Here is a 15126-nt window from a genome sequence, read left to right on the forward strand (position 1 = left end):
GCGGCTTTTTTGTCGCTGGTTGGAGGGAACGGTGATCCATGGACTGGAGCGACACGCTCAACCTTCCCAGGACCGGTTTTCCCATGCGCGCCAACCTGGCCCAACGGGAGCCGGTCATGGAGGAACGGTGGCGGCGGGACCGGCTCTACGAACGCTTGCGCGAGAGGCGGAGCGGCCGCCCGCGCTTCGTCCTTCATGACGGCCCGCCCTACGCCAACGGCCAGATCCACATCGGCACCGCCATGAACAAGATCCTCAAGGACTTCGTGGTCCGCTACGCCAACCTGCGCGGCAAGGACGCCCCGTACGTGCCGGGATGGGACACGCACGGGATGCCCATCGAGCACCGCGCGCTGGAGGCGCTGGGGCTGGACCGGCACGACCTGGACCCGCTGGAGCTGCGCCACCGCTGCGAGGAGTTTGCGCGCGGATTCATCGGCGTGATGACCGACCAGTGCCGCCGCCTGGGCGTCCTGGGCGACTGGGAGCACCCCTACGCCACCCTCGAGCCGGAGTACGAGGCGCGACAGATCGAGCTCTTCGGCGAGATGGTGCGCAAGGGCTACATCTACAAAGGGCTGAAGCCCGTCTACTGGTGCCCCGTCTGCGAGACCGCCCTGGCCGACGCGGAGATCGAGTTTCACGAGATCTCCTCGCCCTCCATCTACGTGGCCTTCGACCCGGTCCCGGGCGAGGGGCGGCTGCCGGCGGGCAGCCGGGCGGTCATCTGGACCACGACGCCGTGGACGATCCCGGCCAACCAGGCGCTCGCCGTCCACCCGGAGGCGGAGTACGTCGTCTGCGACACCGGCCACGGTCCGCTCCTCCTGGCCCGCCCCCGCGCCGCCGCGGCGCTGGAGGCCATGGGAATGGGCGCCGACGGCCACGGCGGCCACGGCCAGCCTCGCGTGATCGCCCGCTTCCGCGGCGCCGACCTGGAGGGGCTCCGCTTCCTGCACCCGCTCTACCCCGACCGCCAGGTGCCGGTGGTCCTGGGCGACCACGTCACGATGGAGGAAGGGACGGGGATCGTTCACACCGCGCCCGGCCACGGCGAGGAAGACTTCGAAGTGGGTCAGCGGTACGGCCTGCCGGTGCTGGTCCCCCTGGACGACCGCGGCCGCTTCACGGAGGAGGGCTCGCCCTTCACCGGCCTCTTCTACCAGGAAGCCAACCCGCGCATCGTCGGCGCGCTGGACCGGGCGGGGGCGCTCCTCGCCCAGGGGACGGTGGAGCACAGCTACGCCCATTGCTGGCGCTGCAAGAATCCGGTCATCTGGCGTGCCACCGAGCAGTGGTTCGCCTCGGTGGAGCGGTTCCGCACCCGGGCGCTGGAGGCGGTCGACGAGGTCGAATGGCTTCCTCGCTGGGGGCGGGAGCGGATGCGCGCCATGGTGGAGGGGCGTTCCGACTGGTGCATCTCGCGCCAGCGCGTCTGGGGCGTCCCCATCCCGGCCTTCTACTGCCGCAACTGCGGCTACCTGCTGCTGAACGGCGAGACGGTGGCGGCCGTGGCCCGCCTCTTCCGCGGGGAAGGCTCCGACGCCTGGTGGCGGCACGAGGCGGAGGAGATCCTGCCGCCCGGGACCCGGTGCCCGTCCTGCGGCGCGGAGTCCTGGCGGAAGGAGACCGACACCATGGACGTCTGGTTCGACTCCGGCTCCAGCCACGCGGCCGTGCTGCGGGAGCGGCCGGACCTGGACTGGCCGGCCGACGTCTACCTGGAAGGTGGCGACCAGTTCCGCGGCTGGTTCCAGTCGTCCCTCCTCACCTCGGTGGCCGTCTACGAGCACGCCCCCTACCGGAACGTGATCGCCCACGGCTGGGTGCTGGACGGCCAGGGACGGGCGATGCACAAGTCGCTGGGCAACGTGGTGGCGCCCGAAGAGGTGGTCGACCGCTTCGGGGCCGACGTGCTCCGCATCTGGGTGGCCAGCTCCGACTACCGGGAGGACATGCGCATCTCCGACGAGATCCTGGATCAGGCGGCCGACGCCTACCGGAAGGTGCGGAACACGCTCCGTTTCCTGCTGGGCAACCTGGCTGACTACCGGCCGGCGGCAGGCGGCGCGGAGCGGGTGGAGGAGGAACTGGACCGCTGGGTGCTGGCGCGGCTGGCGGAGGTGGCCCAGCGGGCGGCCCAGGCCCTGGACCGCTTCGACTTCCGGGCCGCCTTCGGCGAGATCTACAACTTCTGTACCAACGATCTGAGCGCCTTCTACCTCGACGTCAGCAAGGACCGGCTCTACACCCTCACCCCCGATTCGCCGAGGCGGCGCTCGGCGCAGGCGGCCATCTGGATCACCGCGGGGGCGCTGATCCGGATGCTGGCGCTCTTCATCCCGCACACGGCGGAAGAGGCCTGGCAGTTCCTGCCCAAGGCCGGCGGGGAGCCGGACTCGGTCCACCTGGCCGAGTGGCCGGAGGAGCTCTCCCCGTGGCGGGACGCCGGACTTCTGGAGCGCTGGCGGGAAGTCCTCGCCATCGGGCAGGAAGCCGCCCGGGCTCTGGAGCAGGCGCGCCAGGGCCGGCGCGTCCAGCGCTCCCAGGATGCGCTTCTCCGCATCCGCACGACGCCGGCGCGCCGCGCGCTCCTGGCCGCCCTGGGTCCTGCCCTGGCCGACCTTTATCGCGTCGCGCAGGTCGAGATTGCGGAGGCCGACGGCGCCGAGGGCGAGGAGCGCTTCGAGGTGGAGCCGGCGCCGGGCGAGAAGTGCGACCGCTGCTGGAACGTCCGCCTCGACGTGGGCCAGGACCCCGAATACCCGGGCGTCTGTGGCCGCTGCGCCGGCGTGCTCCATGCGCTGCAGGTGCCGCCTCGAGGCGCCGCGGCGCAGACCTAGCGCGGCCCCGCCACCTGCGCGCCCAACACCCGGACGGGGTCCGGAGAAGGGAGGATGTGCATGATCGAGATCGGTCAACCGGCGCCCGACTTCCGCCTGCCCGCCACGCGGGTGGGCGAGGTCTCGCTCTCCGACTTCAGGGGCCGGAACGTCTATCTGATCTTCTATCCCAAGGACAACACGCCGGGCTGCCGGCGGCAGCTGAGCGCCGCCCGCGACGCCATCCAGGCCTACGAAGAGCGCGGGACGGCGGTGCTGGCGGTCAACCCCGGCAGTCTCAACTCGCACGAGAAGTGGAGCGAGAAGGAGGGCTTCCCCTTCCCCATCGCGGTGGACGCGGACCGCTCGGTGGCCGCCGCCTACGATGCCCTCAAGGAGAACGGGACCAGCATCCAGCGGACCGTCTACCTCATCGACCGCGACGGCGTCGTCCGCTATGCCAAGCGCGGCATGCCCTCCACCGAGGAGCTGCTGGCCGAGATCGACGCCATCAACGCGGGCTCCCGCACCACCGGGAGCTGAGGACCGGCCATCCAGGGTTGCGTTTTGAGCGGCTCCCGCCCCGGGGAGGCTACCTTCCGGGGGGGAGCCTTGGGTGTCTCTGCGCGAGGAGCTGCGCCGGCGTCTGGAGGCGGAGATCGACTCGCTCCGCCGGCGCATCGGCCATCTGGAGGGAGGGCTCGGCCGGAGTCTCGGCGATGCCCTGGGGGAGCTCTCCACCTACGACAACCATCCCGCCGACATCGGCGACGAGCTCTTCCAGCGGAGCCAGGACCTGGCCTTCCGCAACCGCTGGGAACGCCGGTTGGCGGATCTGGAGGCGGCGCTCCAGCGGATGGAGGAGGGCACGTACGGCTATTGCCAGCGCTGCGGGCGCCCCATCGAGGTGGAGCGGCTGAAGGCGGTCCCCGAGGCGCGCCTCTGCGCCGGCTGCCAGCGGGCTCTGGAGGCGAAGGCGGGCCCGGAGCGCGACCGCCCGGCGGAGGAAGGGCTCCTCTCGCCGCCCTTCGGGCCGGGCCGGGAGCCGCCCGGGGAGGGTGGCTGAGCCGCCTTGCTCCGTCTGTTCCGGCCGGGGGGAGGCCGGCAGCCGGTGGAGGCGGGGTCCCTCTTCCGGTGCGTGCTAGAATAGCGCGGTCGGAGGAGGGGACGGGGTGACCTTCGCCTGGGTGGCGCTGGCGGTGCTTGCGCTGGACTGGCTGAGCAAGCTGGCCGTGCGACGCTGGATGACGCCGGGCGAGTCCATCGCCGTCGTGCCCGGCGTCTTCCATCTCACGTACACCCGGAACACCGGCGCCGCCTTCAGCCTCTTCCAGGGGGGGAGCGACTGGTTGGCCGGCGTCAGCCTGGTGATCGCGGCCGGCGTCGTCCTCTTCGCCCTGCGCCAGGGGCGCGGCAGGCCCTGGCTGCAGGTGGCGCTGGGGCTGGTCCTGGGAGGGGCGTTGGGCAACCTGGTCGACCGTCTCTCGCGGGGCTGGGTGGTGGACTTCCTCGATTTCCGCATCTGGCCGGTCTTCAACCTGGCCGACAGCTCGGTCGTGGTGGGCGCCCTTCTTCTGGCCTGGCAGCTCCTGGCGGGCGATTCCCCGGCTCGGCCGGACGCCTGAGCAGGGGGGAGCGACCACGGTCTGGAGCAGGGAGGTGGAGACCGAGGCGGCCGGCCAGCGGATCGACCGGTGGCTGGCTGCCCAGGCGGAGCTGGAGGCGAGCCGGAGCCAGGTCCAGCGCTGGCTGGAGGAGGGACGGGTGCAGGTCGACGGCCGCCCGGTGCGGGCCTCCGAGCGCCTCCGCGCCGGGAGCAGGGTGACGGTGGACGTGCCCGCCCCTCCGGTCTCCCGCGCGCGCCCGGAACCGATACCGCTCCGCATCGTCTACGAGGACGCCGATCTGATCGTGGTCGACAAGCCGCGCGGCCTGGTGGTCCACCCGGCCCCCGGCCACCCCGACGGAACGCTGGTCAACGCGCTGCTCGGCCGGCTGGAGGGCCGGGAGGCGATGGGCGACCGGGAGCGGCCCGGGATCGTCCACCGCCTCGACCGGGAGACGACCGGGCTGCTGGTGGTGGCCAGGAACAGCCGCGCCTTCGCCCGCCTGCAGGCGATGGTGCACGCCCGGCAGATGCGGCGGGAGTACCTGGCCCTGGTCTGGCTCCCGCCGGGCCGGGAGCGCGAGCTGCCCGCGCGCGGCCGGGTGGAGGCTCCGGTCGGGCGCGACCCCGTGCGCAGGAAGCGGATGGCGGTCACCGAGGGCGGGCGCCCGGCGGTCACCCACTTCGAGGTGCTGGAACGCTTCCCCGGGGCGGCGCTGCTCCGCCTGCGGCTGGAGACGGGCCGGACGCACCAGATCCGGGTGCACATGGCCTTCGCCGGCTTCCCGGTGCTGGCCGACCCGGTCTACGGCGGCCGGGCCGCCCTCGAGATGGGGAGGAAGCTGGGCCTCCGCGGGCAGGCGCTCCACGCGGCGCTGCTCGCCTTCGATCACCCGGTCGAAGGGCGGCCGATGCGGTTCGAGGCGCCGCCGCCGGAGGACTTCCTGGGGGCACTGGCGGCGCTGCGCCGCGGCGACCGGGACGGGGAGCCGGTGGGGCCGCCGCAGGGAGAGGGGACCATGGACCGGCAGGGATGAGGGCGGCGCTGGCGAACCGCCCTGCTTCAGGGCGGGGGGAAGAGGGGAGAGGTGGAAGGATGGTCCTCCAGCAGAAGGCGCTGATCATGGACCAGGAGGCGCTGGAGCGGGCGCTCCGGCGGATCGCCCACGAGATCGTGGAGCGGAACGAGGGGACCGAGGGGCTGATCCTGGTGGGCATCCGCCGGCGCGGCGTGCCCATGGCGGAGCGGATCGCCCGGTACATCGAGGAGTTCGAACACGTCCAGCTTCCGACCGGGGTCCTGGACATCACGCTCTACCGGGACGACCTGTCGCTGAAGAGCGAGCGGCCGACGGTCAGCGGCACACAGCTGCCGGTGGACATCACCGGCAAGACGGTCGTCCTCTGCGATGACGTGCTCTACACCGGGCGGACGGTCCGGGCCGCCCTGGACGCGCTGATGGACCTGGGCCGGCCGGCCCGCGTCCAGGTGGCGGTGATCGTCGACCGCGGCCACCGGGAGCTGCCGATCCGCGCCGATTACGTGGGCAAGAACGTGCCCACCTCGCGCCGCGAGGTGATCGAGGTCCGCCTGGAGGAGGTCGACGGGCGGAACGAGGTGGCCATCATGGAGCTGACCGAGTGATGGAACCGCTGATCCGCCTCGAGGAGGCGCTCTTCCTGGGGCGCGCCCGGACGCGGGAGCTCTACCGGCGCTATGTCAACCCGGGTCTGGCCGCGCTCCTGGGCAGCGTCGGCTTCGACCGCCGCTACGTCCGGGCCAGCGGGGTCTCGGTCTGGGATGCGGAGGGGAACGAGTACTGGGACTTCCTGGGCGGGTACGGCGCGGTCAACCAGGGGCACAACCATCCGCGCATCGTGGCCGCGCTGGAGGCGGTCCGGGAGGCCCCCAACCTGCTCCAGGCGTCGCTCTCCTCCCTGGTCGCGGCCGTGGCGCACAACCTGGCCCAGATCACGCCGGGCGACCTGAGCCGGACCTTCTTCTGCAACAGCGGGGCCGAGGCGGTGGAAGGAGCGCTCAAGCTGGCCCGCGCGGCGACGCGGAAGCGACGCATCCTCTACGCCCAGGGCTCCTTCCACGGCAAGAGCTTCGGCGCCCTCTCCGTCACCGGGCGGAGCAAGTACCAGGACCCCTTCCGCCCGCTCCTGCCCGAGACGTACGCCGTCCCCTACGGCGACCTGGATGCGCTGGAAGGGGCGCTCCGCCGGCGGGACGTGGCGGCGGTCATCCTGGAGCCGATCCAGGGCGAGGGCGGTGTGATCGTGCCGCCCGAGGGCTACCTGCGCGGGGTGCAGGAGCTCTGCCGGCGGTACGAGGCGCTGCTCATCCTGGACGAGATCCAGACCGGCTTCGGGCGGACGGGGAAGCTCTTCGCCTGCGAGTGGGAGGGGGTGACGCCGGACATCCTCTGCCTGGCCAAGTCGCTGGGCGGCGGGGTGATGCCGGTGGGCGCCTTCGTCACCACGCCGCAGGTCTGGGACCGGGCGTACGGGGGGATGGAGCGCGCGCTCCTCCACACCTCCACCTTCGGCGGCAACGCCCGGGCGATGGCGGTGGCCCTGGCCTCCATCGAGGTGGTGGTGGAGGAGAACCTGGCGGAGAAGGCGCGCCTCCGCGGCGAACAGGCGCTGGCCGGACTGCGGGCGATCCAGCGCCAGTTCCCCTCGATGATCCGCGAGGTGCGCGGGCGGGGCCTCCTGATCGGGGTGGAGTTCGAGAAGCCCACCCGGGGATGGGCCGAGAGGCTGACGGGCGGGCTGGTCAACCGGGCTGCGGCCGAGTACGGAGCCTCCCTGGTGGCGGCGCAACTCCTGGATCGCTACCGCATCATCACCGCCTACACGCTGAACAACCCCAACGTGATCCGGTTCGAGCCGCCGCTCGTCGTCACGGAGGAGCAGGTGCGGCGGACGCTCAACGCCGTGCGGGCGGTGCTCAGCGAGCACCGGAGCTTCTTCAGCCTGGCCGCCGGGGCGGTCCGCAGCGCGCTGGGCGAGCGGATCCGCCGCGGCTAGCCGCGCGCGGCGGGCGACATGGTCTGGAACGGGCACTGGGACAGCGATCCGGTGGCGCTGGTCTGGGACCGGCGTCTGCTCCGTTACCGGTTCGGCGAGGGGCATCCCTTCGATCCGCTCCGCCTGGAGTTGCTCATCCACCTGCTGGAGAGCGCCGGGCTGCTCCGGCCGGGCGACATCCTCCGCCCGAGGGCGGCCAGCCGCGCCGAACTGGAGGTCGCCCACGACCCGGACTACCTGGAGGCGCTGGAGCGGATGAGCCGCTCCGGGGAGGCGGAGCCGGGAGCCGAGCGGTTCGGGCTGGGGACGGAGGACGACCCGGTCTTCGCGGGCATGGCGGAGGCGGCCGCCTGGGTGGCGGGGGGTGCGCTGGAGGCGGCGGACGGGGTGGGCAGCGGGCGCTTCCTCCACCTCTTCCATCCCGCCGGGGGGCTCCACCATGCGCAGCGGGGCCGGGCCTCCGGTTTCTGCCTGGTCAACGACGTGGTCCTGGCCATCGAGCGCCTGCGCCGGCGGTGGGGTCTCCGCGTCGCCTACGTGGACATCGACGCCCACCACGGTGACGGCGTCCAGGCCGCCTTCTACGAGGCGGCCGACCTGCTCTTCATCTCCCTGCACGAGACCGGCCGCTATCTCTTCCCCGGGACGGGCTCCATCGACGAGCGCGGGCGGGGCGCGGGGAGAGGGAACTTCTGGAACGTCCCGCTGGACGCCTTCACCGAAGACGGCTCCTGGATCGAGGCCTTCCGGCGGGTGGTCCCCCCCCTCCTGGAGCGGTTCGCCCCCGACGTGCTGGTCAGCCAGCACGGGGCGGACGGGCACCGGCTCGATCCGCTCACCCACCTGGCCCTGACCACCCGCAGCTACCAGGTGGCGGCCGAGGAGCTCCACCGCCTGGCCCACCGGCTCTGCGACGGGCGCTGGCTCGCCTTCGGCGGGGGCGGCTACGCCGTCTGGGAGGTGGTGCCCCGCGTCTGGGCGCTCCTCTGGGCGGAGCTGACGGGCCGACCGCTTCCGCAGCGGATCCCGGACGAGTGGCTCCGGCGCTGGCAGCCGCTCAGCCCGGTCCCCCTGCCGCGGCACTTCCTGGACGCCGAGGCCGGCGAGGAAGGGGCCTTCGCCCCGATCCCGCGCCGCCCCCTGATCGAGGAGTTCAACCGGCGGACGGTCGACCGGCTGCTCGGCCTTCCCGCCGGCTCAGGCGGGGCCGGACGCGCCTGAGCCCGCGACGCCGGAGAGGCTGCGCAGATCCGCCTCCAGCTCCGGGTCGGGGCGGACGGCCAGCGTCCGCTCGTTCCGGTAGAGGACGAAACCGGGCGGGGCACCGCGGGGCTTCCAGACGTTCCGGCGCTCCGTCCAGTCCACCTCCACCGAGGAGGAGCGGCGGCCGCCCGAGTGGAGGGCGGCCAGCGCGGCCGCCTCGAGGCGCGTCCGCTCCGGAGGCTGCTCCCGTCCGCGGACCGGCAGGAGGACGTGGGCGCCCGGGAGCCCCCGGGCGTGGAACCAGAGGTCGTCGGGCCGGGCCAGGCGCATGGTCAGCTCCTCGTTCTGCCGGTTGTTCCGGCCCAGCCAGATCTCCCAGCCGTCATGGGAGAGGAGCCGCAGCGGCCCCGTGGAGGCGGGCGGCTCCCGCCTCCGGGCCCGGGTGTGCCGCGGCGCGGGGAGCAGCCCCTCCGCCTCCATCTCCGCCTCCACGTCCGCCAGCTCCGCCGGGTTCTCCGCCTCCTCCAGCTCCAGCAGCACCGACTCCAGGTAGCGGAGCCGCTCCTCCGTCGCGGCCAGCACCGGCTCCAGGTGCTGCCTGCGGCGGACCGCCCTGCGGTAGCGGTGGAAGAGGCGCTGCGCCCGCTCCACCGGGCGCTCGCCGGGCTCCAGCTCCAGCCGCCGGAGCGGCTGGCCGGCTTCGAAGTGGTCGGGCACGTCCAGCCCGCGCTGGCCCGGCGCGAAGCTGGCCGCATAGGCGAGGAGCAGCTCGGCCTCACGGCGCCAGGCGTCGGCTTCCCCCGCCTCCTCCAGCTCCCGCCGCTGGGCCTCGAGGCGGCGGCGGAGGCGCTCCACCTCCGCCCGCACCGGCTGGAGCAGGGTGCGCCGGCGGCGCTCGAGATGCCATCGCTCCCCGCGCCGGGCGAGCGTCTCCGCCACCGCCTGGCTGACCGTGGCCACCGGGCGGAGGCGCGGCCGCCCGGCAGGAAGCCCTTCCGGCAGCACCGCCACCGCCTCCTCGGCACCCGGCTCCTCCATCACCGCGGGCCGGAAGTCGCCGCGCCCCGCCGCCCCGAGCATGGCCGCCACCCGGCCGGCCAGGCGGGCGAGCGCCGCCGGCTCCTCGGGCAGCCGTCCCGCCCCGCCCTGGCCAGCCGCCTCCAGGGCGAGGCGCGCGTGGGCCGGGCCCATCCCCGCCACCGCGGCGGCCAGCGCCTTGGCCGCCGGGCGGCCGGTCCGGGCGGCCGCGGCCAGCCGCTCGAGCAGCGCCGCCTCGCCCTCCTCGGGCTGCCAGCGCGGCTCCCGCGGCGGCGGCGGCAGCTGGTAGGGGAGGCCGGGCAGGACCGGGCGGGCCGGGTTCTCGTCCGGGCTGGCGCGGCGGAGCGCGTCCAGGATGCGGCCGTCCTCCCCCACGAGGAGCAGGTTGGAGCGCGTGCCCATCAGCTCCGCCACCAGCTCGTAGCGGGCCGGGTCGCCCAGCGCGTCCCGCCCCAGGAAGCCCAGCCGCAGGATCCGCTCCCAGCCCGGCTGGTCCACCCCGGTCAGGCGCGCCCCTCCCAGGTGCCGGCGGAGCTGCGCGAGCCAGAAGCCGGGGCGGTCCGGCGGCTCCGCGCCCGGCCCGTCCGGCCCTCCCGGCAGGCGGGGCGGGTCCAGCAGAACCCCGTCCGCCTGCGGCTCGAGCGAGAGCTCCAGCCAGTGAAGCGTCCCGTCGGCGAGACGCAGGCGGAAGCCGAAGCTCCGCTCGCCCGTCGCCGTCACCTTCTGGACGCGCGCCCCGGCCAGGCGTCCGCCCAGCTCCAGGGCCAGGGCGCGCAAGAGGATCCCGTCCGGCAGCCTTCCTCACCCCGCCCGCCCGCGAGGATACCATAGGGCCCGGGGGTGAGAGGGTGGAGGAGCGGAGAGGCCCTGCCGTGCCCCCGGGGCTGGAGGGCCGGGTGGAGCTGGCACGCGAGGCGGCGCAGGAGGCGGCCGCCCTCCTCCTGGAGGGGCTGGGCGTGCTGCACCGGGTGGAGGTGAAGAGCTCGCCCGCCGACCTGGTCAGCGAGGTGGACCGCCGCTCCGAGGAAGCGATCCGCTCCCGCGTGCGCGCGCGCTTCCCCGGGGACGCCTTCCTGGGGGAGGAGGGGGGGACCGGGTCCGGCCCCGGCGCGGCGCCGCAGCGGGCGGGCGCCCTGCCCTGGGCGCGCGGCTGGTGCTGGGTGGTCGACCCGCTGGACGGCACCAACAACTACCTGCACGGGATCCCCTTCTTCGCCGTCTCCATGGCCCTCCTGGAGGACGGGCGGCTCCGCTACGGGCTGACGCTGGACCCGGTGCGCGGGGAGCGGTTCGAGGCCTGGCCGGGCGGTGGCGCGTGGCTGGGCGAGCGGCCGCTCCACGTCAGCCGCGAGGAGCGGATCCCCTTCTCCCTGGTCGCCACCGGCTTCCCCTTCGACCGGCGGGGCCACCGGCGGAACCTGGACCGGCTGGCGGCGGTGGCCGACCGGGTGCAGAACGTGCGCACCCTCGGCTCGGCCGCGCTGGCACTGGCCTACGTGGCGGCCGGGCGGCTGGAGGCCTTCTGGGAGCTCCACCTGGCCCCCTGGGACATGGCGGCGGGCGCGCTCCTGGTCCGCGAGGCGGGGGGAAGCGTCAGCGACGCCGACGGCCGGCCTTTCCGCCTGGAGGGTGGGACCGTCCTGGCGGGCGCGCCGGCGGTCCACGACTGGCTGAAGGGGGTCTTCGGCGGGGCCGGTCTCTCCTCGTCCCGGGAGTCATAGCCCTGGGACGGAGGTTGAGCCATGCAGACCGGGACCCGATCGAGCCGGGCGGCGTCCGCCGCCGCCTGGCATGCCCGATCGTCGGCGGAGGTGCTGGAAGCCTGGGGGACCGATCCGGAGCGCGGGCTGGACGAGGCCGAGGCGGCCGCCCGCCTCCGGCGCTTCGGTCCCAACAAGTTGCCCGATGAGGCGCCGCCTTCGTGGTGGCGCATCTTCCTGGCCCAGTTCCAGGATTTCATGGTCCTCCTCCTGGTGGCGGCCACGGGCGTCTCCCTTCTCATGGGCGAGACCGCCGACGCCGTGGTCATCCTCGCCATCGTCCTCCTCAACGCGGTCCTGGGAACCTTCCAGGAAGCGCGCGCCGAGCGCTCCCTCTCCCTCCTCAAGGCGCTGACCGCCCCCCAGGTGCGCCTGCTCCGGCAGGGGCGGGAGGCGACGGTGGCGGCCGAGGAGGTGGTGCCCGGCGACCTCCTGCTGCTGGAGGCGGGCGACCGGGTCGGCGCCGACGCGCGGCTGCTGCGCACCGCGGCGCTGGAGGCGGACGAGTCCGCCCTGACCGGCGAGAGCCAGCCGGCGGCCAAGCGGGCGGACGCGGAGCTGCCGGAGGCGACGCCGCTGGGCGAACGCTCCAACATGGTCTACCAGGGGACGGTGATCACCCGCGGGCGCGGGCGGGCCGTGGTGGTGGCCACCGGCCTGGCCACCGAGATCGGGGCCATCGCCGGCCTGATCCACCAGTCGGAGGAGGTCCGCACGCCCCTGGAGGAACGGCTGGAGCGTCTGGGGAGGTGGATCGTGGCCGCCTGCCTGGCCATCGCCGGCGCCACCACCCTGATCGGGATCGCGCGCGGCTACGCGCCGTACGAGATGTTCCTGGCCGGCGTCGGCCTGGCGGTGGCGGCCATCCCCGAGGGGCTGCCGGCGGTGGTCACCATCACCCTCGCCCTGGGCGTCCAGCGCATGATCCGCCACAACGCCATCGTCCGCCACCTGCCGGCGGTAGAGACGCTGGGCACGGCCACGGTCATCGCCTCGGACAAGACCGGCACCCTCACCCGGAACGAGATGAGCGTCCGGGAGGTGCGCTGGCCGGGGGGCCGCTGCCTGGTGGACGGGGTCGGCTACGACCCGAGCCCGTCCGCGGCCCGTCTCGACCTGGAGGGGTCCGGCGGCGAGCCGGCCCTCCGGAGGCTGGCCCTGGCCGCCCTCCTGGCCAGCGACGCGCGCCTCGAGCGCCGGGAGGAGCGCTGGACCGTGGCGGGTGACCCGACCGAGGGGGCGCTGGTGGCGCTGGCGGGGCGGGTCGGGCTTCCTCCCGAGGAGAGCCGCGCCGCCTGGCCCCGCCTGGCCGAGCTCCCCTTCGAGGCGGAGCGGCGGGCGATGAGCGTCCTGGTCCGGGCGGAAGGCCGGGAGAGCGCCGCCCTCTGGCCGGCCCCCGCCGGCTCGCCGCAGGCCGGGGCGGTCCTGCTGGTCAAGGGCGCCCCGGACCGGATCCTGGACTCCTCCCGCTACCTCCTGGAGGGCGGGCGCTGCCGGCCGCTCACCGCCGAGGCGCGGCGCCGCCTGGCGGCCGGCGCGGAGGAGATGGCGGCCCGGGCGCTGCGCGTCCTGGCCGTCGGCTACCGTCCTGCCCGCCCGGCGCGGGAGATCGGGGCGGAGGAGGAAGAGGGCCTGGTCTTCCTCGGGCTGGTGGGGATGATCGACCCTCCCCGCCCCGAGACGGCCGGTGCCGTGGCCGAGTGCAAGGCGGCGGGCATCGGGGTGGCGATGATCACCGGCGACCACCCGGCCACCGCCCTGGCCGTGGCGCGCGAGGTGGGCATCGCCCACGGGCCGGAGGAAGTCCTCCTGGGCCAGGAGCTGGAGCGACTGGAGGACCGCGAGCTGGAGCGGAGGCTCCGGGTGGTCCGCGTCTTCGCCCGCGTCAGCCCGGCGCACAAGCTGCGGGTGGTCCGCGCCTTCCAGCGCCTGGGCGCGATCGTGGCCATGACCGGCGACGGGGTGAACGACGCGCCGGCCGTCAAGCAGGCGGACATCGGCGTGGCCATGGGACGCAGCGGGACCGAGGTGACCCGGGAGGCGGCCGACCTGATCCTGACCGACGACAACTTCGCCACCATCGTGGCGGCGGTCCGCGAGGGCCGGACCATCTACGACAACGTGCGCCGCTCCATCCGCTACCTGCTCGCCTGCAACACCGGCGAGCTCCTGGCCATGTTCGGCGGGATCGTGCTGGGCCTCCCGCTCCCCCTGACGGCCGCGCAGATCCTCTTCGTCAACCTGGTCACCGACGGGCTGCCCGCGGTCGCCCTCAGCCTGGAGCCGCCGGAGGAGGACGTGATGCGCCGCCCGCCCCGGCCTCCGCGCGAGAGCCTCTTCGCCCGCGGGCTGGGCCGCAGGGTGCTGGAGCGCGGGCTCTTCATCGGCCTGGCCACCCTGGCGGTCTTCTCCAGCGCCTGGTGGGGGAGTCGCGACCTGGCCCTGGCCCGTACGCTGGCCACCGCCACGCTGGTGCTGACCCAGCTGATCCACGCCCTGGAGGTCCGTTCGGAGGAGCGACCCTTCTGGGAGCTGGGGTGGAGCGGCAACCCCCTCCTGCTGGCCGCCGTCGCCTCCTCCCTCGGCGCCCTCCTCCTCATCCTCTACCTTCCCTGGGCCGCCCGGGCCTTCGAGGTGGTGGCGCCTCCGCCCGCCGGCTGGCTCCCCGTCGCCCTGGCCGGCCTGGTGGCGCTCCTGCTGGTCTTCCTGGACCACCTGGGCCGCCGGGGCCGGCCCGGGCGCGGGGGCGCCCGGCCTTTCGCCCGCCGCGCCGTGATCCGCTAAGATTAGAGGCATCCGACGGGGGGCGGGCGGCGTTGCGCTTCGTCAAGATGCACGGACTGGGAAACGACTACGTCTTCGTCGACGCCATCGGGGGCGGCGTCTCCCCCCTGGAGGAGCCCGGGCTGGCCGGATGGAGCGACGAGCGGCTCCAGCGGCTGGCAGTCGCCGTGGCGGACCGGCACCGGGGGATCGGCGGCGACGGGCTGATCCTCATGCTCCGCGGCCAGTCGGAGCCGTTCCGCATGCGCATCTTCAACGCCGACGGCAGCGAGGGCGAGATGTGCGGGAACGGCATCCGCTGCGTGGCCAAGTACCTCTTCGACGAGGGCTACACCCGCGAGCGGAGCCTGGCCATCGAGACGCGGGCCGGCCTGATCCGGACCGAGGTGGGCGAGGGTGACCGGCGGAGCCGCCAGGTGCGCGTGGACATGGGACCGCCCCGCTCCATCGAGGAAGCGCGGGAGCTGGAGGCGGCGGGCCGCCGTTGGCGCTACCGCTCCGTCTCCATGGGGAACCCCCACGCGGTCATCTTCGTGGACGACCCGGAAGCGGTGGACGTGGCCCGGGTGGGGCCGCAGATCGAGCATCACCCGGCCTTCCCGGGGCGGACCAACGTGGAGTTCGTCCGCGTCGACTCGCCCGAGCGCCTGACCATGCGGGTCTGGGAGCGGGGTTCGGGGGTCACCCTGGCCTGCGGGACCGGGGCCTGCGCCAGCGCGGTGGCGGCCGCCCACGAGGGGCGGACCGGGCGGCGGGTGGCGGTGGACCTGCCGGGCGGGCGGCTGGCCGTCGAGTGGGCCGCCGACGGCCGCGTCTGGATGACGGGGCCGGCCGAGGAGGTCTTCCGCGGCGAGTATCCCATCCCATTCTGAAGCGA

Annotated in this window: 12 protein-coding genes; 11 read left to right on the forward strand and 1 reads right to left on the reverse strand. The window is 74.3% G+C overall.

Annotated elements, in window-relative coordinates:
• Positions 1 to 38: 38 nt before the first annotated feature.
• The 8 genes from ileS to QJR14_02065 all read left to right on the forward strand — a co-directional run bounded on the left by ileS (position 39) and on the right by QJR14_02065 (position 8685).
• Positions 39 to 2843, forward strand: coding sequence for an isoleucine--tRNA ligase (gene ileS / locus QJR14_02030; GenBank protein MDI3316400.1), 2805 nt, complete (start codon positions 39 to 41; stop codon positions 2841 to 2843).
• A gap of 60 nt (positions 2844 to 2903) precedes the next feature.
• Positions 2904 to 3365: a peroxiredoxin gene (locus QJR14_02035; GenBank protein ID MDI3316401.1), complete on the forward strand. Its 462-nt coding sequence runs from the start codon at positions 2904 to 2906 to the stop codon at positions 3363 to 3365.
• A gap of 73 nt (positions 3366 to 3438) precedes the next feature.
• Positions 3439 to 3888, forward strand: coding sequence for a TraR/DksA C4-type zinc finger protein (locus QJR14_02040; GenBank protein MDI3316402.1), 450 nt, complete (start codon positions 3439 to 3441; stop codon positions 3886 to 3888).
• 106 nt (positions 3889 to 3994) lie between these two features.
• On the forward strand, positions 3995 to 4447 hold the full coding sequence (gene lspA / locus QJR14_02045) for a signal peptidase II (GenBank protein MDI3316403.1): 453 nt from the start codon (positions 3995 to 3997) through the stop codon (positions 4445 to 4447).
• 34 nt (positions 4448 to 4481) lie between these two features.
• Positions 4482 to 5465 carry an RluA family pseudouridine synthase gene (locus QJR14_02050; protein ID MDI3316404.1) on the forward strand — a complete coding sequence of 328 codons (984 nt, stop codon included), beginning with the start codon at positions 4482 to 4484 and terminating at the stop codon, positions 5463 to 5465.
• A gap of 59 nt (positions 5466 to 5524) precedes the next feature.
• Complete coding sequence (gene pyrR, locus QJR14_02055) at positions 5525 to 6073, forward strand: bifunctional pyr operon transcriptional regulator/uracil phosphoribosyltransferase PyrR (GenBank protein ID MDI3316405.1); 549 nt, start codon at positions 5525 to 5527, stop codon at positions 6071 to 6073.
• Entirely contained in the window at positions 6073 to 7464 is a 1392-nt protein-coding gene (locus QJR14_02060; protein ID MDI3316406.1) for an aspartate aminotransferase family protein, read from the forward strand. Before pyrR ends, QJR14_02060 begins: the two co-directional genes overlap by 1 nt.
• Before the next feature lie 18 nt (positions 7465 to 7482).
• Positions 7483 to 8685: an acetoin utilization protein AcuC gene (locus QJR14_02065; protein ID MDI3316407.1), complete on the forward strand. Its 1203-nt coding sequence runs from the start codon at positions 7483 to 7485 to the stop codon at positions 8683 to 8685.
• Here QJR14_02065 and QJR14_02070 read toward each other — a convergent pair.
• On the reverse strand, positions 8662 to 10482 hold the full coding sequence (locus QJR14_02070; GenBank protein MDI3316408.1) for an NFACT family protein: 1821 nt from the start codon (positions 10480 to 10482) through the stop codon (positions 8662 to 8664). The two genes, QJR14_02065 and QJR14_02070, sit on opposite strands and share 24 nt — an antisense overlap.
• Positions 10483 to 10577: 95 nt before the next feature.
• On the opposite strand from QJR14_02070, the gene QJR14_02075 reads away from it, so the two are divergent.
• The 3 genes from QJR14_02075 to dapF are packed head-to-tail and all read left to right on the forward strand — an operon-like array spanning position 10578 to position 15121.
• Positions 10578 to 11426 carry an inositol monophosphatase family protein gene (locus QJR14_02075; GenBank protein MDI3316409.1) on the forward strand — a complete coding sequence of 283 codons (849 nt, stop codon included), beginning with the start codon at positions 10578 to 10580 and terminating at the stop codon, positions 11424 to 11426.
• Between the two features lie 21 nt (positions 11427 to 11447).
• Complete coding sequence (locus QJR14_02080) at positions 11448 to 14249, forward strand: cation-translocating P-type ATPase (protein ID MDI3316410.1); 2802 nt, start codon at positions 11448 to 11450, stop codon at positions 14247 to 14249.
• Positions 14250 to 14281: 32 nt separating this feature from the next.
• Positions 14282 to 15121, forward strand: coding sequence for a diaminopimelate epimerase (dapF, locus tag QJR14_02085; protein MDI3316411.1), 840 nt, complete (start codon positions 14282 to 14284; stop codon positions 15119 to 15121).
• Positions 15122 to 15126 lie beyond the last annotated feature (5 nt).

The organism is Bacillota bacterium (assembly GCA_029961055.1).
Lineage (GTDB): Bacteria > Bacillota > Sulfobacillia > JAIMAT01 > JAIMAT01 > JAIMAT01.